The organism is Sphaerisporangium dianthi (assembly GCF_042654065.1).
GTDB lineage: Bacteria > Actinomycetota > Actinomycetes > Streptosporangiales > Streptosporangiaceae > Sphaerisporangium > Sphaerisporangium dianthi.
Map to the genome: position 1 here is coordinate 100,635 of NZ_JBHSFP010000014.1, position 18,847 is coordinate 119,481.

The following is an 18,847-nucleotide window of genomic DNA, read 5'->3' on the forward strand; positions in this document are numbered from 1 at the left end:
AGGTGGGGACCTTCGCCGGTCTCGGGGGGCGCCGGGGTTCGGCTGGGTGACAGAGGTCAAACCTGGGCGGGGGTGAGGGGGACGCCGGGGGCGACGTCTTCGAGGACGAGGTACGGGTCCTCCATCTCGTACCAGCCGAGCCCGGGCGGGCACCGGTCGTACCCGAGCAGGCGCCGCACCTCCTCCGGGTAGGCCAGCACGGCCTCCTTGGGGACCGCGAGGTACTGGTTCTCCTCCTGGCGCAGGTTGCCCAGGTCCAGCGCGATGGTCAGCCCGGTGCGCGGGGTGTCGGTGTCGTTGCGGCCGCCGCCGTGGTAGACGCCGCCCAGCCAGATCAGGCCGGACCCGGCGGGCATCTCGGTGGAGAACGCCTCGGAGGCCTCGGGGGCGCGCTCGTCGTCCCAGTGGTGGCTTCCGGGGATCACCATGGTGCCGCCGTTGGCCGCGGTGAACTCGCTCATGGCGAGCATGAGCTGCACGCGGCTGGTGGGGCCGGGGTGGCGGCGCAGGTGCAGCGCGTCGTCCCGGTGCAGGGGCTGCTTGCCCTGCCCGGAGTGCAGCTGGATGAGCTGGGTGCCGCTGATCTGGATCGTCGGGGTCATCTCGACCCGGGACTTGCCGACCCACATCGGCACCGGCTTTTGCATGATCTCCCGCGCGGCCCCCAGGTAGAGGCGCTGGGTGACCACGGGGGTCAGGTGCGCGGAGCGCGCGAACAGCGACGACACGCGGCGGGTGCGCTTGCCGTTGTACCAGTCCTGGCTGTACTCGCACGCGTCGAGGGCCGGCCCGAAATCGTCCCACAGCGCCGCGAGCGTGGCGTCGTCGACGAAGTCCTCGACGATCACCCCGCCGTCGCGCTCCAGGATCTCGACGACCTCACCGAGGTCGGCATCGGGTCGCACCCGGGTCAGGCCCGCCATCGCAGACCACCTTTCCTGATGAGATTTGTCCTCGCGCCCGCGCGCAGGCCGCGCGCGGGCGTCGCCGATGACCGGCCCACAGAGGTCACACCCGCGTGGGGTCGCCGGCCTTCGCGACGACGCTGCGGACGAAACCGGACAGGTTCGGGTCTTCCTCGAAGATGTCGCCGACCTCGATGAAGATGCCGAGTTCTCCCTCGACGCGCGACACGAGGCGGTTGGCCGCCATGGACTCGCCGTTCAGCTCGAAGAAGGTCTCGGTCTCGTGGCCCTCCGGCACCTGCAGGACGGACCTCCAGATGTCCTCGACCTTCTTCTCGATCTCCGCGACGGTGTACTTCCCGGTGCCCTCGGTGCTCATTGGATGTCCTCTCGCTTGCTTGCCCGGCAAGCCCTCTCGATCGCTCGACGGGCTCTGCTTGCTGGTCGGTCAGGTCCTCGGTCGGTCAGGTCCTCGGTCTTTCGGGTCCTCGGCGGATCCCTTTCACGGACGGCCGCGCCGGTGGGCGGGCGCGTCCACGGGTGGTCACCTCCACCGCAGCGGGGCGTCGGGGGCGGTGACCGCGTCGGCCAGCACCTGGTGGAACTCCGCCGCCATGCGGGTGATCGTGCTCTTGTCGAACAGGTTGCTGTTGAAGCCGAGGGTCCCGACGATGTCGCCCGAGGAGTCGATCTCCAGGTGCCACATCGCGCCGTCCGGGATGTCCCCGCCCACGGGCTGGGACAGCAGCCGCCGGCGGATCTCCGCGTAGGCGATGCCGCCCGCCGACTCGGCCTCGCCCGCGAGCGGCGAGCGGAAGACCTGGAAGGCGCACACGGCGCGGTCGTCGGCGATCGAGGGGAGCATCAGCTCCGGCGCCTCTTCCAGCACCTGGGCGAACGGGATGTCGTTGGAGTACGCCGAGATGCAGGTGGCCCGGGTGCGCTCGACGACCTCGCGGAAGGTGTCGCACCCGTCCAGGTCGATGCGGAGCGGGACGAAGTTGAAGAAGGACCCGACCGTGTCCATGAAGCGCGGCTGTGCCCGCCCGGAGGTGAAGGTCGGGACGACGACGTCGGTGACGCCCGTCATGTTGCGCAGCAGCGTGGTGTAGGCCGCGAGCAGCACCATGAACGGCGAGCTGCGCATGCTCCGGCCGATCTCGAACACCCCGGAGGTCAGCTCGGCGGGGATCCAGAAGCGGTGCCAGGCGGTGGCCTTGGGCAGGCCCGCCGAGCGGGGGTGGTCGGTGGGCGTGGCGAGGATGCGCGCGTCGCGCAGCTTGTCGCGCCAGAACGCCCGCTTGCGCGCCGACGTGGCGCCGGCGGCGCTCTCCTGCTCCCAGCGCGCGTAGTCCCCGTACTGGCAGACCTCGGGCAGCTCGGCCGGGTGGCCGTCGCGCAGCGCGTAGCAGGCGACCAGGTCGCGCATGATCAGGCGCATGGACCACTCGTCGGCCGCGGTGTGGTGGGCGATCAGCACGAGCACGGCGTCGTCGTCGTCGAACCGGCCGAGGACGGCCCGCAGCAGGGGCAGCTCCCCGATGCCGTACGCGCCGGCCTCCAGCTCGATGAGCAGCTTCTCGGCGCGCAGTTCGCGCGCGTCGGGGGCGACGCCGGTGAAGTCGTGCACCAGCAGCGCGGCCGGGGTCGCCGGGAGGACCTCCTGGTACCTGGTCTCGGCGGTCCGGACGATCAGCGTGCGCAGCGACTCGTGACGCGTCACCACGTCGTCCAGGGCGTCCTGGAGCGTCACGACGTCCACGACGCCGGTCAGCCGCCAGCCGCAGACGATGTTGTACTTGGGCCCGAACGGCCCCTCCTCGTCGCCCTTGTCGAAATTGCAGAGGAATTCCTGATTGAAGGAGAGCGGAATCCGATCCCCCGTGCCGGCCGGCGCGTGCGGCGCCACAGAAATCGTCATGATGCTCCAGTTCCTCCTTCGGGTCTGCGCGGGTGAACGCCGGCGCCGACGGGCTCGCGCGGAATTCCGGAATGCGCAAGGGGCTTCATCGGACCGCCCGGCCCGGGGAGGAGAATGGTCGCGCGGCCATATCGATAAACTCTATCCACCCCGGGACGGGTCGCTGTTCTTCTGTATTGCTGTCTTCCGGTCCGTCGCCGTGCTCACGCCGCCCGGCGGGCGGGGGTCCGCCCGCCGTCGTGCGTCGCGAACGCGCGTGCGAGCGGCGCGACGGCCCCGCTCGCACGCGGCGCGCTCAGCGCAGTTCGACGTTCACGCTCGCGGGGGCCGCGAGGAACTCCCCGCGAGACACCGCGGCGGCCACCAGCTCGATGTCGTCGGACATGAACCGGTCGGCGTCCAGGGTCGGCACCAGCGAGCGCACCGCGCCGTAGGTCGCCTTGCCCGCCGGGCTGAGCTCGTCGTACCTGCCCGACACGTCCACCGCCTGGGCCGCGGCGAGGAACTCCACGGCCAGGATGCGGTTGTTGTTGGACAGCACCCTGCGGGCGTTGCGCGCCGCGATGAGGCCCATGCTGACGACGTCCTGGTTGTCGCCGTTGGACGGGACGCTCTGGGTGCTGGCGGGGCCGATGGTCCTGTTCTCGGCCACCAGCGCCGTCGCCGGGTACTGGGCGCCGGCGAACCCGCTGTTCAGGCCGGGGTCGCCCTTCACCAGGAACTCCGGCAGCCCGTCGCTGAGGTGACGGTTGAGCAGCCGGTTGGTGCGGCGCTCGGAGAACACGCCCAGCTGGGTGAGCGCGATGGTCACGTAGTCCATCGCGAACGCGATCGGCTGGCCGTGGAAGTTGGCGCCGTGGAAGATCTCCTCCACGCCCTCGAAGAACAGGGGGTTGTCGTTGGAGGAGTTCAGCTCGATGCGCAGCTTCTCGGCGGCGTAGTACAGGCTGTCGCGGATCGCGCCGACGACCTGCGGGATGGCGCGCAGCGTGTAGGCCTTCTGGATGTAGACCTCGGTGCGGTCGACGCCGTTGCCCGCGCGCTGCTCCTGCGCCTGCCGCCGCAGCTCGGCGTGCTCCAGGGTGAGGCCACTCCCCTTGATCAACGCCCGCATGTTGGCGGCGTTGTCCATCTGTCCCTGGTGGGGACGGGCGAGGTCGTGGCCCTCGGCGAGGAACGGGCTGGTCGACCCGCGGAGCGTCTCGACCACCAGCGCCGTGACGATCTCCGCCTGGCGCACCTGCTCGATGGCGCGGCCGACGACCAGCGATCCCAGCCCGGTCATGCCGGAGGTGCCGTTGATCATCGACAGGCCTTCTTTGAACCGCAGCTGCAGCGGCTCGATGCCCTGCTCGCGCAGGACCGTCCCCGTCTCCACGCGCTTGCCCTCGCGCAGCACGTACCCCTCGCCGATCAGCGTGGTGGCGATGTGCGCGAGGGTCGCGAGGTCTCCGCTCGCGCCGAGCGAGCCGATCTCCGGGATGGCCGGGGTGATGCCGAGGTTGAGGTAGAGCGCCAGGCGCTCCAGCAGCTCCGGCCGCACGGCGGAGTAGCCGCGGGCCAGGGCGTTCAGCCGCGCGGAGAGGATCGCCCTCGCCTCGTCCTCGGCGAACAGCGGTCCGACGCCGGCGCTGTGGCTGCGCACCAGGTTGGTCTGGAGTTCCACCTCCTTGGAGGTGTCGACCAGCATGTAGATCATCTCGCCGTAGCCGGTGGTCACGCCGTAGACGGGAATGCCCTGCCGGATCGTGTCCTCGAACATGCGCCGGCTGGTGGCGGCCCTGGCCAGGGTCGCGGGGGCGACGGTGACCGTCGCCCAATCCTCGGCCACCCGCCGGACGTCGGCGATTTCCAGGCTCTCGCCGTCGAAATCAACGGACAGTTCGGTTTCCACCAGAGTCACGTTTCTCACCCCATCATGGTTTGGGTAACAGCTACTTTCGGTACGGCTTGCGCCTCGATAAGAGCGGCCAGGCCGGCCGGCGTCGGGTCGGCGAAGAATCGCGCCGGTGAGACCGCCGTTCCGAAACGCCCGCGAATCCGATCGAGCAATTGGGGGATCAGCAGGGAATGCCCGCCGGCCGCGAAGAAGGTCGTGTCCGCCTCGACGCGCCCGCAGCCGAGCAGCTCGGACCAGACGCCGGCCACCTGGTCGAGAAGAGGGCCGCGCGGCGGCCCCGCGGGTCGGGCCGTGAAGGGGGCGGGACGCGGGAGCGCGTTCCGGTCCACCTTCCCGCCGGCGTTGCGCGGGAGCGCGTCCAGGGTCTTGAACGACACCGGCGGCATCGCCTTGCCGAACCGCAGCCGGAGCGCCGCCCGCCAGACCTCCGGCCCACCCGCCACGCCCGCCACGCCCGCCACGCCCGCCTGCGAGCCGCCCGGCACGGTGGCCGCGGACTCGCCGCTTGTGCCCGCTGCGGCGTCGTCCGGCGGCGCCGCCGGCCCCGCGGACGGCGTTGTGCGGGGGACGACGTAGCCGACGAGGCGGGCGACCAGGCCGTCGCGGCCGGGCACCGCGACGACGGCGCATCCGGCCACGGAAGGGTGGGCGGCCAGCGCGGCCTCGACGTCGGTGAGCTCCAGGCGGACGCCGTTGAACTTCACCTGGAAGTCTCCGCGCCCGGCGAACTCAAGGGTCCCGTCCCACCGCCTGCGGCCGAGGTCGCCGGTCCGGTAACCGCGGCAGGCCGGGTCGAAGCCGGCGAGCGGCCGGAACGGCCCGCGCTCGCCGGAGGCGGCGCCGACGTACCCGGGGGTGACGTAAGGCCCGCGGATGACGATCTGGCCGGTGACCCCCGCCGGGCACGGCCGGTCCAGGTCGTCCAGCACGAGGACCTGCCGTCCGGGTATGGACCGCCCGATCGGCGCCACGCCGTGCACCGGGCCGGTGATCTCGTGCCAGGTGGCGAGGATCGTCTCGGTGGGGCCGTAAAGGTTGACCAGGCGCACCCACGGCAGCGTGGCGCGCACCGCGTTGACCGTCTCCCCCGCCAGCGGCTCCCCGGCCAGCAGCAGATGCCCCAGCCCGCCGAGCAGCCCGCGCCCTCCGTCGTCTCCCTGCCCTCGGTGATCTCCGTGCCCTCCGTGCCCGCGGTCTGCGTGGACTGCGTTGACTCCGTGGACTCCGTGGACTCCGATGGCGGTGAGGAGCTGCCGGGCGAAGCTCGGCACGGTCTGGAAGTGCGTGACGCGCTCCGCCGCCAGCCAGCCGGCCATCCTGTCGGGGTTCGCCCGGGTCCGGTCGGGGACGGGGCACAGCGTGGCGCCGGCGGCGAGCGCCGCGAAGATCTCGACCAGGCTCGCGTCGTACCCGGGCGCGGCCCACTGCGCGACCCGCGAACCGGGGCCGATGCCGAACTCCGCGGCGAACCAGGTGACGAACTGCGCCAGCGCCGCGTGCGACTGCGGGATGCCCTTCGGCCTGCCGGTCGACCCGGAGGTGTAGGCCACGTAGGCGAGCCGCTCGCCGCCGTGCCCCGCCGCCGCGGCGTCCGTGCCCTCGCCCTCCCCCGGTGTCAGGGTGGCCAGGTCGACGACGTGGCCGTCCAGTTCGCGCCGGTACCAGCCGGCCAGCTCGTCGTCGGCCGTTCCGCCGTCCAGCACCAGGCGGGCCGGGGCGAGGTCGGCGAGCATCGCCTTGCCCCGCTCGCCGGTGTCGCCCGTGCCGAGGCACACCAGGTACGCGCCGGCGTCGAGCACGCCGAGCAGCGCCGCGACCTGTCGCGGGCCCTGCGGCACGCGCACGGCCACCGGCAGCCCTTCCACCCCGCCTTCCGCCCGGAGGGCGGCGGTGAGCGGCGCGGCGAGATCCTCGATCTCCCGGTAGGAGACCTCGGCGCCGTCCCAGGCCACCGCCACGTCGCCTGGACGGCTCCGCGCTCTCAGGTGGACCAGCTCGTGAACGGCGTGGACGGGAGCCGCGGCCGCGATCAGGTCGGCGTCGCGCACCGCCGCGTCGAGCCGGGCGGGGTCCTCAAGAGGGAGCGCGCCGGCGGGAAGGTCCGGCTCGCGCAGGGCGGCGGTCAGCAGCGTGCGGAGCTGGCCGAGCAGCAGCCGCGCGGACTCCCGGTCGAACAGGCTCTCGCGGTACTCCAGGCAGCCCTCGACCGTCGGCGAGACGCGGTCCACGACCAGCGCCAGATCGGTCCTGGCCGAACCGCCGCCGACGTGCAGCGCCCGGACGGCCGTGCCCGCGAGCACCAGCTCGGACTCCGGCAGGTCGCGCGGGACGAGCATCACGTCGGCCAAGGGGACGCGGTGGGGGTCCCGCTCGGGGTCGACGGCCCGTACCAGCTCGTCGAACGGCAGCTCACGGTGCTCGTGCGCCTCCCGGGTCAGCCGCGCCGCCCGGCGCAGGACCTCGCGGAACGAGGGACCGGCGGTCAGGTCACCGCGCAGGACCTCGCGGGAGGAGGGGGCGGCGGTCAGGTCGCCGCGCAGGACCTCGCGGGAGGAGGGGCCGGCGGTCAGGTCGCCGCGCAGGACCAGCAGGTTGGCGCAGGGGCCGACGACCCGCTCGAAGCCCGCCGGGCGCACGTCCGCCGTGACGGCGATCAGGGGGCGCTCGTCGCGTCCGTACCGGCCGAGCAGGCACTGCGCCGCGGCGAGCAGCACGGCCGCCGGCGTCGTGTCCTCCGCCCGGGCGAGCGCGGCGAGGTCGCGTGCCGTGTCCCGGCCCCAGTCGAAGGGGACGAGGTCGCCGTGGGGGGACGGCCCCGAGGGGCGCGCGTGGTCCACGGGCAGCACCGGCGACGCCGGCGGCTCGGCGGCCGAGGTGAGGGTCGCGGCGGTCCACCGGTCGCGCAGGCGGCGGAACTCGGGGGTTGCCTCCCGCTCCCGCTGCCGTCGCGCGAGGTCGGCGTACTGGGGTGCGGGCGCGGGCAGCGCCTCGCCCGGCCCGCGGCCGGCCACCACGGCGGCGTAGCAGGCCGAGATCTCCCCGGCCAGCAGGGTCACGGACCGGTCGTCCGCCACCGCCCGGTGCAGCACGATCGCCAGCACGTGCTCCTGCGGCGCCAGCCGGGCGACCGCGAGCCTGGCGAGCGGCCCGGCGGCGAGGTCGAACGGCGCGGCGACCTGCTCGGCGCACCAGCGCAGCCCCGCGGCCTCGCCGGCCGGGGGCGGGGACGTCAGGTCGGTGAAGGTCAGGGTCGCCGAGGGGTGCGGGGCGATCTCCTGGAACGGCCTGCCGTCGTGTTCCACCAGGGTCGTCCTGAGGATGTCGTGCCGGGCGGCCATCTCCCGCCAGGCCGCCTCCAGCGCCACGAGGTGCAGGTCGCCGGTCACCCGGTACGCGCGGTGCACGTGGTGCGCCGGAGAACCGGGGGCCAGCATGTCGAGGTACCACGCCCCGTCCTGCGAGCGGGACGTCACCGCCCGCCGGGCGCCCGGCCCAAGGTCGGGAGATGCCTCAGTCACTCGTGTTCCCTTCGAGGTTCGGCCGCCGCGCGCGTGCTCCCCGGCGGCCGGTCCCATCGCGTCGTCCCTGTGGCGGGACGCCGTTCCTTCAGGAGGTCGTGACCTTGCGCTTGCCGGCTCCCGGCGCCTTCGCGATCTCCCGGGTGGTGATCAGCGGTCCGGCCGTCTTCGACAGGCCGACCACGGCCAGCAGCACACGCAGCAGGAACTTCGGCTTCATGAGCGTCTTCGGGTGCTCCACCTGGCCGGCGACCCGCATGTACCCGGCGGTGACCCGGCTGTCGCGGGAGGCGGCGGTCTGCACCAGCGCCATGAACGCCTGCTCCAGCTTCAGGCTCAGCGGGCGCTCGCCCTCCACGCCGGGGAAGCCGAGGTCGACGTTGTGCGTCATCTGCCACGGCGGGTCGATGACGTTGCGCGCGAGGTCGCGGAAGTAGTCCAGCGGCTGCGGGGTCGCGCCGCTGTGCAGGTGCTCGCGGATGGTGAGGGCCGACAGTGCGGCGACGGTCATCCCGCCCGCGTAGACGGGGTTGAACGTGGTGACGGCGTCGCCGACGACGAGCAGGCCGTCGGGGAAGCGGTCCATGTCCTCGTAGCGGCGGCGCAGAGTCGTCGGGAAGCTGAACCGCACCGGGTCCTCGAGCGGGTCGGCCTTGACGATCGCGTCGTAGATCTCCGGGATGCCGAGCGAGCGGATGAACTCGAACAGCCCTTCCTGGTCGGTGGGCGGGTGGTCGCCGAGGATGCCGTAGGTCGTCATCTCGGCCCGGTCGCCGTCGGTCTTGGCGAACAGGATGCCGCGCGGGGAGGCGGGGTAGGCCACGCCGTTGATCGACAGGTCGCCCTTGTAGGGGTCGTTGTTCAGCTTGTAGTGCTGGGTGACGTAGCCCAGGCCGATCTTCTTGCGGTCTTCCTTGACCCGGGGGTATCCGAGGTCCTCCAGCCAGATGGGAGTGCGGGAGCCGCGGCCGCTGGCGTCGACGACGAGGTCGGCCTCGACGACCTCGACGCCCGTGCCGCCGTCGAGGTTCTGCACCCGCACGCCGACGATCTTGCGGCGGTCGGGAGTGGCCTCCAGGCCGAGGATGTCGTGCCGCTCGAGGAAGCTGACGTTGCCCAGCGCCTGCGTCCGCCGGCGGACGTGGTACTCCAGCATCGGGCGGCTCGCGCCCACGCAGAGCATGTCGGCGGCCTGCTGCTTGAGCCGCTTGCCGCGGACGTACCAGCGCACCGTGCCGGCCAGGTCGCCCTTGGGCACGCCGTCGGCGAACAGCTCTTCGGTGATCCCGGGGTACATGCTCTCGATGGCGCGCTGGCCGCGGGTGAGCAGGCCGCTGATGTGGCGTCCCTGCGGGCAGCCGCGCCGGGCGTCCTTCACGTCGACCAGGTGGTCGCGGTCGACTACGACGACCTCGTCGTAGGCGTCGGCGAGCACTCTGGCCGCGAACAGTCCCCCAAGGCTGCCGCCGAGCACCACCGCGCGGGTATTGGCGTCGTTGCCCATCGTGGTCATCTCCTCGTATTTCCGTATTTGATCCGGCATCGTTTGTACGGCTGTCGGCCGGCCGGTGATGCGCCGGCCGTTCCTGCCTGGTGACAACCCACGCCGTTTCGCACCGGCCGCGAACCCGGCCTTCCGGCCGTGAAAAGTCGTCGCGCCGTTTTCCGGCTCGCGATGAATCCGCCGTGAGTGGAGACCGCGTCCGGAAACGAGCACCCGGCGAACACGCCGGCGCCGTCGCCGGCCCGGCGTCCGGCGGGTGGGACAACGGCCCGGGGTGGGAGTCGAAGAACGTTCTGGTGTCGCCCCGGCCGCGGGAATCCGGAGCCGATCCGCAGGCCGGGAATGGGCGCACGGCCCGGAGCTGATTCCGCCCGGCGATGGCGGAGCGGATTCCGCCCGGCTCGTGACGGCATGCCGATAGCGATGCTAGCCACGGGTACGAGGCACGGCAGGCTCCTTCCTTGACCCTGCGGCGGGGAAAGGGGTCCACCCGCCGGTCAGCACCGCTACATCGTCACGCCCGATCGCGCGGCGTCGCATCTCTGGAAATGCTGTGCTGGACTCCTCGCCGGAGAGCGGAGTTCTCGGAGAAAAGCCGGTCACCGGTGAATTGCCCAGTGACGGGGCGCCCGCCTTATTCGTCTTTCCATTGCGCTCGCGAAAAACCGGCCGGGAGCGGCCCCGACCCATCGAGAAGCGCAATTCCGGAGATGTGCGGGAAGGCGGCCGGATGTGACCCTGACCGCATGGCCGAGTTCACAGGCAAGACGGTATTGATCACCGGTGGCGGCAGCGGCATGGGCCTCGCCACCGCACGACGGCTCGTCGAGGCGGGAGCCAGCGTGGTGCTCGCCGGACGCGGCGAGGACCGCCTGGAGGCCGCGGTCAAGGACCTCGACGCGGGTGACCGCGTCCTGGCCGTCCCCGCCGACGTCTCCAGCACCGGCGATCTCGACCGGCTGATCTCGCGCGTCCGGGAACGCTTCGACGGCCTGGACGGCGTCTTCGCCAACGCCGGGGTCGCCGGGTTCGCCCGCAGCGGCGACGTCACGGAGGACGACTTCGACGCCCTGGTCGGCGTCAACTTCAAGGGCGTCTACTTCACCATCCAGAAGTCGCTTCCGCTGCTGCGGGACGGCGGCTCGGTGGTGATCAACGGCTCGTGGCTCACCCACCGCGGACTGGCCTTCACGTCGGTCTACGCCGCCACCAAGGCCGCCGTCGTCAACCTGGCCCGCACGCTGGCGCCCGACCTCGGCGTCCGCGGCATCCGGGTGAACGCCATCAGCCCCGGCTACATCGTGACGGAGATGTTCGAGTCCATCTCCACCACCGAAGAGGCGCAGGAGGAGTGCCGCAGCCACGTGGCGCTCGGCCGGCTCGGCGCGGCGGCCGACGTCGCCGACGCCGCCTACTACCTGCTCTCCTCGCGGGCCTCCTACATCACCGGTCAGGAGCTCGTCGTCGACGGCGGCCTGACCACCTCCGTCCCCCTCTGACCGGGCCGGGAGCAGGCCGCTCGGGCTCCCCCCGCCCGGGCGGCCCGCTCCCGGCCCTTTTCACCGCCCTCGCCGCCGCGGCACCGAACGAGGAGGACCATTGATCGACTTCCGGTTGGACGAAGAGTACGAAGCCCTGCGCAAGACGGTCGAGGAGTTCGCCCACGAGGAGGTCGCCCCGGTCATCGGGGGGTTCTACCAGCGTGAGGAGTTCCCCTACGCCCTGGTCGCCAAGATGGGCCGGATGGGACTGTTCGGCCTGCCCTTCTCCGAGGAGTACGGCGGAGGCGGCGGCGACTACCTCGCCCTGTGCCTGGCCCTGGAGGAACTGGCCCGGGTCGACTCCTCGGTGGCGATCGCCCTGTCCGCCGGGGTCTCGCTGGGCGCGATGCCGATCTACCGCTTCGGCACGCGCGAGCAGAAGGAGCGGTGGCTGCCCTCCCTGTGCGCCGGCGAGGCGCTGGCCGCGTTCGGCCTCACCGAGCCGGACGGCGGCACCGACGCCGGGGCCACGCGCACGCGGGCCAAGGTGGACGGCGACCACTGGGTGATCGACGGCAGCAAGTCGTTCATCACCAACTCGGGCACCGACATCACGCGGCTGGTCACCGTCACGGCGGTGACCGGGACCAAGGAGGGCGGCCGCAAGGAGATCTCGGCGATCATCGTGCCCTCCGGGACGCCCGGCTTCACGGTGGCGCCGAAGTACTCCAAGGTCGGCTGGTGCGCCTCCGACACCCACGAGCTGGCCTTCGCCGACTGCCGCGTGCCCGTGGAGAACCTGGTCGGCGAGCGCGGCCGCGGCTACGCGCAGTTCCTGTCGATCCTGGACGAGAGCCGGCTGGCCCTCTCCGCGGTCAGCGTCGGGCTCGCCCAGGGATGCGTGGACGAGTGCGTCAGGTACGTCCGCGAGCGCGAGGCGTTCGGCCGCAAGATCGGCGAGTACCAGGCGATCCAGTTCAAGATCGCCGACATGGAGGCGCGCACGCACACCGCCCGGCTCGCCTACTACCAGGCCGCCTCCAAGCTCCTGCGCGGCGAGCCGTTCAAGAAGGAGGCCTCGATCGCCAAGCTGGTGGCCTCGAACGCCGCGATGGACAACTCGCGCGAGGCGACGCAGATCTTCGGCGGCTACGGCTTCATGAACGACTTCCCGGTCGGGCGCTTCTACCGCGACGCCAAGATCCTGGAGATCGGCGAGGGCACCAGCGAGGTCCAGCGCATGCTCATCGCCCGTCACCTCGGCCTCTCCTGACCGCTCCCTGAGCGGCCTCCCGCCGCGAGCACCCCCTGCGTCACCGTGGACGGGTGCGGTGCGAGGCTGCGGCGGTCAGCGGAAGCGGCGCAGCCGCAGGCTGTTGGTGACGACGAAGACCGAGGAGAAGGCCATGGCGGCCCCGGCGATCATCGGGTTGAGCAGGCCGGCGGCGGCCAGGGGCAGGGCCGCGACGTTGTAGGCGAAGGCCCAGAACAGGTTGCCCTTGATCGTGGCCAGCGTCCTGCGCGAGAGCCTGATGGCGTCGGCCGCCACCCGCAGGTCGCCGCGGACCAGGGTCAGGTCGGACGCCTCGATGGCGGCGTCGGTGCCGGTGCCCATGGCCAGGCCGAGATCGGCCTGGGCGAGCGCGGCGGCGTCGTTCACGCCGTCGCCGACCATGGCCACCACCCGGCCCTCGGCCTGCAGGCGCCTGACCACCTCCACCTTGCCGGCGGGCAGCACCTCGGCGATGACCTCGGTGATGCCGACCTCGGCCGCGACCGAGCGGGCGACGGCCGTGTTGTCCCCGGTCAGCAGCACGGGGGTCAGCCCGAGGCCCCGGAGCCGCTCGACGGCCTCCCGGCTGGTGGGCTTGACGGTGTCGGCGACGACGAGGACCGCGCGGGCCTGGCCGTCCCAGCCGACCGCGACCGCGGTGCGGCCGGCCGCCTCGGCGGCGTGCACGGCCCGTTCCAGGTCGGCCGGCAGGTGCTGGGACCACTCGGCCAGCAGCTTGGGGCGGCCGACCAGCACCGCGTGCCCGTCCACGAGGCCCTGGACGCCCAGCCCTTCGACGTTGGCGAACTCCTGCGGGGCGGCGAGCTCTCCGGCCTTCCCGGCCGCGGCGGCTACGGCCTTGGCGACGGGGTGCTCGGAGGCGTGCTCCAGCGCGCCCGCCAGCCGCAGCACCTCGGCCTCGTCCTGCCCCTCGGCCAGGTGGATCTCGGCCAGGGTCATCTTGCCCTCGGTGACGGTGCCCGTCTTGTCCAGCACGACCGTGTCGACCGTACGGGTCGACTCCAGCACCTCGGGCCCCTTGATCAGGATGCCCAGCTGGGCGCCGCGCCCGGTGCCGACCAGCAGCGCGGTGGGGGTGGCCAGACCGAGGGCGCACGGGCAGGCGATGATCAGCACCGCGACCGCCGCGGTGAAGGCGGCGCCCGGGCCGGCGCCCGTGCCGAGCCAGAACCCCAGCGTGCCGAGGGCGAGCGCGATCACGATGGGGACGAAGACGCCGGAGATGCGGTCGGCCAGCCGCTGGACCTGCGCCTTGCCGGTCTGGGCCTCCTCGACCAGCTTGGCCATCTGGGCGAGCCGGGTGCCGGCCCCCACGCGGGTGGCGCGCACGACCAGCCGCCCCCCGGCGTTGACGGTGGCGCCGGTGACCGCGTCCCCGGGACGGACCTCCACCGGCACCGACTCACCGGTCAGCATCGAGGCGTCGACCGCCGAGGAGCCCTCCTCGACGACGCCGTCGGTGGCGATCTTCTCCCCCGGCCGGACCACGAAACGATCGCCGGCGCTCAGCCGGTCGCTGGGCAGGCGCACCTCGGCGCCGTCGCGCAGCACGGCGACGTCCTTGGCGCCGAGCTCCAGCAGCGCCCGCAGCGCGGCGCCCGCCCGCCGCTTGGACCGGGCCTCGAAGTAACGGCCGGCCAGGATGAACGCCGTCACCCCCGCCGCGGCCTCCAGGTAGATGTTGCCCGAGCCGTCGCCGCGCTGGATCGTCAGCTCGAACGGATGCCGCATGCCCGCCATCCCCGCCGTGCCGAAGAACAGCGCCCACAGCGACCAGCCCAGCGCCGCGATCGTGCCCAGCGAGACCAGCGTGTCCATGGTGGCCGCGCCGTGGCGCAGATTGGTCCAGGCGGCCTTGTGGAAGGGCAGGCCCGCGTACACCACCACCGGCGCGGCCAGGGTGAGCGACAGCCACTGCCAGTTGGTGAACTGCAGCGCCGGGATCATGGCCATCGCCACCACCGGCACGCTCAGCACCACCGCGGTGATCAGGCGTCGCCGCAGCGAGGCCAGGTCGTCGGGCTCCTCGGACGGGCTTCCCTCGTCCGGCGCGGGCGGGGCAGGCAGCGCGGCGGTGTAGCCGGCCTTCTCCACCTCGGCGATCAGGAGCCGCGCGTCCAGGCCCTCAGGGAAGGCGACCTTGGCCTTCTCGGTCGCGTAGTTCACCGTCGCGCTGACGCCGTCGAGCTTGTTGAGCTTGCGCTCGATGCGGTTGGCGCACGACGCGCAGGTCATGCCGCCGATCGACAGCTCGACCGAGCCGCCGGCCGGCGGCTTGTGCCCGGTGACCGATGACATGACCCTCTCCTTCGTCCGGCCGGCGCGCGGCGCCGGTTAGCGTGCCCGGCCGATGAGGCGGCGGGCGGTGGGGCGCCTTCGGCGCGTCAGGCGCTCACCACCTCGTAGCCCGCCTCTTTCACGGCGGCGGTGATCGCGGCGCCGTCGAGGGGCCCCTCGCCCTGCACGGTCACGAGCCCGGTGGGCAGGTCCACCTCGACGCCGGTGACGCCCGGCACCTCGCCGACCTCCTCCTTCACCGAGCTGACGCAGTGGCCGCAGGTCATGCCCTTGACGGTGTAGGTCGCGGTGGTGGTCAACGTGATCACTCCTGTCGTCGATGAACGGGATTCGGCTCCCTGCTTACGACAACACCATACCCCTGTACCGTATTTCCGGAGCGCCGGGATCACTTCGGGGCAGGACGCCGCCCTCTCGTGGACCCGCCCGCGGAGGACAAGGAGAGCGCAGGTCAGCCTGCTACCGACCATACCCGCATGGTTTCGCGACCCCACGGCGACACGGCCGCCATCAGGGACCTCTTAGGAAGATCTGGGACCAAGTAGACACCCTGCCGGACCGGCGGCCGACGTCCGCCCCTGCCGGCGCCCGGCAGGATCAGAGACGGCGGGCCGGCACTCACCATCGGTACAGGTGGGGAAGGGCTCGCTCACCAGGGGCCACCGGGCACCGGGTCCGCCCGATCGGCGGCCCGGTGACCTCCGTCAGATGAGAGCCGTGGTGGCGGGCATGGTGTCGTGGCGGAACAGCCCGGCGGGGTCGACGCGCAGGCGGACGCGGTCGGCGGCGGCCACCTCGTCGTCGCTCAGATGGCCCTGCGGCTGGTCGAGCCGCTCCACGAACGTGGGCGCGGTGCGGCCGGTGTCCCACGGGGCGAGTGCGGCCCGCACGGCGGCGCAGTGCCGCAAGATCGCCTCCGTGGTGAGCTCGCCGCCCGGCACCCCCGCGCCCGAGTAGGCGAACCGGGCGTCGAAGTGGTCCAGCGCGCCGCCCGGCCGCCCGGCCACCGCGTACGCGCCGCCGAGCTGGCGCAGCCCCGCGACGACCAGCGGCGACCCGGAGTCCGGGCCGAGCACCCGCAGCAGCTCCTCCACGCCCTCGTCGCCGATCTCGCCGAGCAGCAGGTGGTCGCCGACGATCGGTACCGGGTCTGCGGGGTCCATGTGCGCCTGGAGCACCCCGGCGGGTTCGGTGAGCTCCCAGGTGTCGAGCACGGGGTCGGCCACGGCGCGCAGCGGCCCGAGCAGGTCCTCGGCCTGCGCGCGGGCGGCGGGCACGCCGTCCTCCGACTCGGCGAGCACCACGCCGTCCACGCACAGCACCGGCCCGGCGGAAAGGACGGGCGGGACGTCGGGCAGCGCCGGCAGGTTCATCACCCGCGCCGAGGTGGCGACCTCCCACGGCGCGTCCTCGGTCCACCGGCGCCAGGCGCGCAGCAGCCGGGAGGCGTGGGCGGCGGGCCAGAACGCGGCGCCGGTGATCACCTTGGCCACGGGGAACAGGCCGACCTCGACGGCGGTCACGACGCCGAACCCGCCACCGCCGCCGCGCAGCGCCCAGAACAGGTCCGGGTCCGCGGCGGCGTCCACGCGGCGCCACTCGCCGTCGGCGGTGACCAGCTCGACCGCGCGGACGCTGTTGACGGCCAGGCCGACCTTGCGGCTGTAGAAGCTCATGCCGCCGCGCAGCAGGTAGCCGACGACGCCGACGTCCGGGGAGGAGCCGTGCGGCGGGGTGAGCCCGTAGGCGGCCGCGGCGTCCACGACCGCGCCCCAGCGCGTCCCGGCGGGGATGCGGGCCACGCGGCGGGAGGCGTCGATCTCGACGGCGCCGTCCATCAGCGTCCGTACGAGCAGTGAGCCGTCCATGGGACGCGCGGTGGCCGAGGCGTGCCCGGTGGTGTGCACCCGCACCGGCATCCGCTCGGAGGCGGCGAAGCGCAGCGCGGCGCGGATGTCCTCGACGGTGCGCACCGTCACCGCCGCGGCCGGCCGCGCGGGGGCGACCAGGTTGAACACCCGGGTCGCGGCCTCGTACGCGGCCTCGCCGGGCAGCGCGACGTCCGTCTCCCGCTCGCTGAGCGTGGTCATCGCCGGCCCCGTCTCAGTCGCGGACGGCCGTGATGAAGGCGAAGGTGCCCGGGCCGGAGGAGTCGGTGATCGACATGCCGGCGTCGGACAGCCAGCTCTCCAGCTCGTCCATCGTGAAGAGCAGCTGGCCCTCGGGGCGGCTGGGGAAGTAGTGGGACTCCTGGTAGTGGCGGGCGATCGGGTCCGTGTCGAACAGGAAGGTCATCAGCGTGAACGTGCCGCCCGGCCTGAGCACCCGGCCGACCTCGGCGATGGCGTCCGCCGCGTCGTCGGGGAACGCCTGCAGGGCGTTCCAGCAGTTCACCGCGCCGAAGGTGGCGTCCGCGAACGGGATGTTCAGCGCGCTTCCCCGCACCGCGGGCACCTGCGGGAGCTTGCCGCGCATGACGGTGAGCATCGGCAGGCCCATGTCGACGCCGACCAGGCGCTCCTGGCCGACGGCCGCGGCGACCACGGTGGTCCAGCGACCGGCGCCGCACGCGAGGTCCAGCACAGGGCCGTCCACCGGGCGGATCTGCCGGGCGATGTAGCCGTCCTCGACCTGCGGGGTCACCGCTCCGCCCCAGTTGGCCCCCGCGATGCGCAGGTAGGCCGGGCGCAGCACCTTCTCGTAGTACACCCCGAGGCTGGGCATCTCGGCGAGCTTGGCCAGCAGGTTCGCGGTCGCCTCGTGCGGCAGGTCGGCCGTGGCCTCGCTGATGCCGTCGGACAGGTCCAGAATGCCCAGCGCGATCGGGTAGCGGACCGCGCACGCCGGGCAGCGGACGATCTCGCCGTCGAACTCGACGGAGCCGGAGCAGCCGGTGCAGCGCAGCACGTCCGCGTACTGGGTGAAGGTCTCGATGCCGAGCTCGCCGGCGGGGGCGGGGGCCTCGCCGGTCCCGGGCGCCGGGGGGAGGTCGACCGGCATGCCGTACCGGACGGCCCAGTACGCCATGGCACCCGAGTAGGCGTACAGCATCCGGGTGTCGTTTTCCCAGTTCGTGGTGATCTGCGCCGTGGTGAGGGCGCGGAGCTGCTGCCGGTGGAACTCCAGGTCCTCCGCGCTGAGGTCCCACACCGACGGGGACGGCCACATCCGGCCGATGTCGGGGTCGTCGTGGTCGAGCGACGCCAGGCCGCGCACCAGCCGGCTCTGATCGGCGGGGTCCAGGTCCAGGGGCGCCGCGGCGGCGAGAATGCGGTCGCGGTCGCCGGGGAAGTGGGACAGCAGGTAGAGCAGGGCGAGCGTCAGCGGCCGGTCCTTGGGCCCCTCGGCGAGGAGGTCGAGGTAGCGGTCCAGTCCCTCGCGGACGGCCGCGTTGAGCGGGCCGCCGACGACCGGGTACTCGGCCTCGGCGAGCAGGCCGAGCAGGATGACCAGATGGCCCTTGCGGTCGTCGCCGGCCTGGTCCAGCGCGGCCACGAGTGCGGGGACCGCCGTCAGGGCACGGCCGGTCGCCTCCCCACGGTGCCACAGCGCAGCGACCAGCCGCTGGAACTCCGCCTCCAGGCTCGACGGCTCCGCGGTCGTGAAATCGGTCAGCAGTTCGGCGACAGCGGGCCCCGTGGTGGAAACACTCATGCGCGCGTCCTTTCACGAAAGGGAGAATGGGCGGCCGCACGGCTGGAATCGCCGGCGTACGCCGGCCGCGCACAATGCGCGCTGTTTCGCCGCGCACTGTTCGATGCGCACTGGCGCGCACCGCCGGATGACCGCTGTCCACGGCCAGGACCGCTCCGTCCGGCGAGAAATCCGTCCACGAAATCTTCGCATCGGGCGCGGGCCGGAGTCTTCTCCGAGCGTGCTTACCGGCGACCCGCCCGAGCTGCCGTGATACCAGCGGCAGGCAGCAACCGTGGAGATGCGTCAAGGCCCCGGCGCGGTCACCATGAGCCTTGGGAGAACGATTCCTCGTCTGTTCTCGGCCGCGAGGAAACACGTCCCGCCGACGAA

12 protein-coding genes are annotated in these 18,847 nt (G+C 72.7%); 2 read left to right on the forward strand and 10 right to left on the reverse strand.

Annotated features, from left to right (window positions below; translation table 11 throughout):
- Positions 1 to 56: 56 nt before the first annotated feature.
- The 6 genes from ACFO60_RS20980 to ACFO60_RS21005 form a co-directional block, all read right to left on the reverse strand.
- Complete coding sequence (locus ACFO60_RS20980; RefSeq protein ID WP_380842513.1) at positions 57 to 923, reverse strand: phytanoyl-CoA dioxygenase family protein; 867 nt, start codon at positions 921 to 923, stop codon at positions 57 to 59.
- Positions 924 to 1,008: 85 nt separating this feature from the next.
- On the reverse strand, positions 1,009 to 1,284 hold the full coding sequence (locus ACFO60_RS20985; RefSeq protein WP_380842515.1) for a phosphopantetheine-binding protein: 276 nt from the start codon (positions 1,282 to 1,284) through the stop codon (positions 1,009 to 1,011).
- 165 nt (positions 1,285 to 1,449) lie between these two features.
- The gene (locus ACFO60_RS20990) at positions 1,450 to 2,826 is read right to left on the reverse strand and encodes a condensation domain-containing protein (protein WP_380842517.1); all 1,377 of its coding nucleotides are present in this window, start codon (positions 2,824 to 2,826) and stop codon (positions 1,450 to 1,452) included.
- Between the two features lie 295 nt (positions 2,827 to 3,121).
- Complete coding sequence (gene cmdF, locus ACFO60_RS20995) at positions 3,122 to 4,738, reverse strand: tyrosine 2,3-aminomutase (protein ID WP_380842519.1); 1,617 nt, start codon at positions 4,736 to 4,738, stop codon at positions 3,122 to 3,124.
- On the reverse strand, positions 4,735 to 8,244 hold the full coding sequence (locus ACFO60_RS21000) for a non-ribosomal peptide synthetase (RefSeq protein ID WP_380842521.1): 3,510 nt from the start codon (positions 8,242 to 8,244) through the stop codon (positions 4,735 to 4,737). The genes cmdF and ACFO60_RS21000 overlap by 4 nt, the downstream gene beginning before the upstream one ends.
- A gap of 88 nt (positions 8,245 to 8,332) precedes the next feature.
- Positions 8,333 to 9,757, reverse strand: a complete 1,425-nt coding sequence (locus ACFO60_RS21005) for an NAD(P)/FAD-dependent oxidoreductase (RefSeq protein ID WP_380842524.1) — start codon at positions 9,755 to 9,757, stop codon at positions 8,333 to 8,335.
- Between the two features lie 737 nt (positions 9,758 to 10,494).
- Between ACFO60_RS21005 and ACFO60_RS21010 the strand changes: the two genes are divergently transcribed.
- A complete protein-coding gene (locus tag ACFO60_RS21010; protein WP_380842527.1) occupies positions 10,495 to 11,247 on the forward strand; it encodes an SDR family NAD(P)-dependent oxidoreductase in 753 nt (250 codons plus the stop codon).
- A gap of 100 nt (positions 11,248 to 11,347) precedes the next feature.
- Positions 11,348 to 12,502 (forward strand): acyl-CoA dehydrogenase family protein, encoded by a 1,155-nt coding sequence (locus tag ACFO60_RS21015; protein ID WP_380842529.1) that lies wholly within the window; start codon positions 11,348 to 11,350, stop codon positions 12,500 to 12,502.
- A gap of 75 nt (positions 12,503 to 12,577) precedes the next feature.
- Here ACFO60_RS21015 and ACFO60_RS21020 read toward each other — a convergent pair whose 3' ends face one another.
- From ACFO60_RS21020 to ACFO60_RS21035, 4 genes are all read right to left on the reverse strand, one after another.
- Positions 12,578 to 14,821 carry a heavy metal translocating P-type ATPase gene (locus ACFO60_RS21020; protein ID WP_380842532.1) on the reverse strand — a complete coding sequence of 748 codons (2,244 nt, stop codon included), beginning with the start codon at positions 14,819 to 14,821 and terminating at the stop codon, positions 12,578 to 12,580.
- Between the two features lie 86 nt (positions 14,822 to 14,907).
- Complete coding sequence (locus ACFO60_RS21025; protein ID WP_380842534.1) at positions 14,908 to 15,120, reverse strand: heavy-metal-associated domain-containing protein; 213 nt, start codon at positions 15,118 to 15,120, stop codon at positions 14,908 to 14,910.
- Positions 15,121 to 15,525: 405 nt separating this feature from the next.
- Complete coding sequence (locus ACFO60_RS21030) at positions 15,526 to 16,911, reverse strand: FAD-binding oxidoreductase (protein ID WP_380842536.1); 1,386 nt, start codon at positions 16,909 to 16,911, stop codon at positions 15,526 to 15,528.
- Between the two features lie 13 nt (positions 16,912 to 16,924).
- Entirely contained in the window at positions 16,925 to 18,475 is a 1,551-nt protein-coding gene (locus tag ACFO60_RS21035; RefSeq protein WP_380842538.1) for a class I SAM-dependent methyltransferase, read from the reverse strand.
- Between the last annotated feature and the right edge of the window lie 372 nt (positions 18,476 to 18,847).

Bases quoted from the DNA above. Each gene is read 5' to 3' on its own strand.
- ACFO60_RS20980 (WP_380842513.1), bottom strand. From the start codon at position 923: ATGGCGGGCCTGACCCGGGTGCGACCCGATGCCGACCTCGGTGAGGTC.
- ACFO60_RS20985 (WP_380842515.1), bottom strand. From the start codon at position 1,284: ATGAGCACCGAGGGCACCGGGAAGTACACCGTCGCGGAGATCGAGAAG.
- ACFO60_RS20990 (WP_380842517.1), bottom strand. From the start codon at position 2,826: ATGACGATTTCTGTGGCGCCGCACGCGCCGGCCGGCACGGGGGATCGG.
- ACFO60_RS21005 (WP_380842524.1), bottom strand. From the start codon at position 9,757: ATGACCACGATGGGCAACGACGCCAATACCCGCGCGGTGGTGCTCGGC.
- ACFO60_RS21010 (WP_380842527.1), top strand. From the start codon at position 10,495: ATGGCCGAGTTCACAGGCAAGACGGTATTGATCACCGGTGGCGGCAGC.
- ACFO60_RS21020 (WP_380842532.1), bottom strand. From the start codon at position 14,821: ATGTCATCGGTCACCGGGCACAAGCCGCCGGCCGGCGGCTCGGTCGAG.
- ACFO60_RS21030 (WP_380842536.1), bottom strand. From the start codon at position 16,911: ATGACCACGCTCAGCGAGCGGGAGACGGACGTCGCGCTGCCCGGCGAG.
- ACFO60_RS21035 (WP_380842538.1), bottom strand. From the start codon at position 18,475: ATGAGTGTTTCCACCACGGGGCCCGCTGTCGCCGAACTGCTGACCGAT.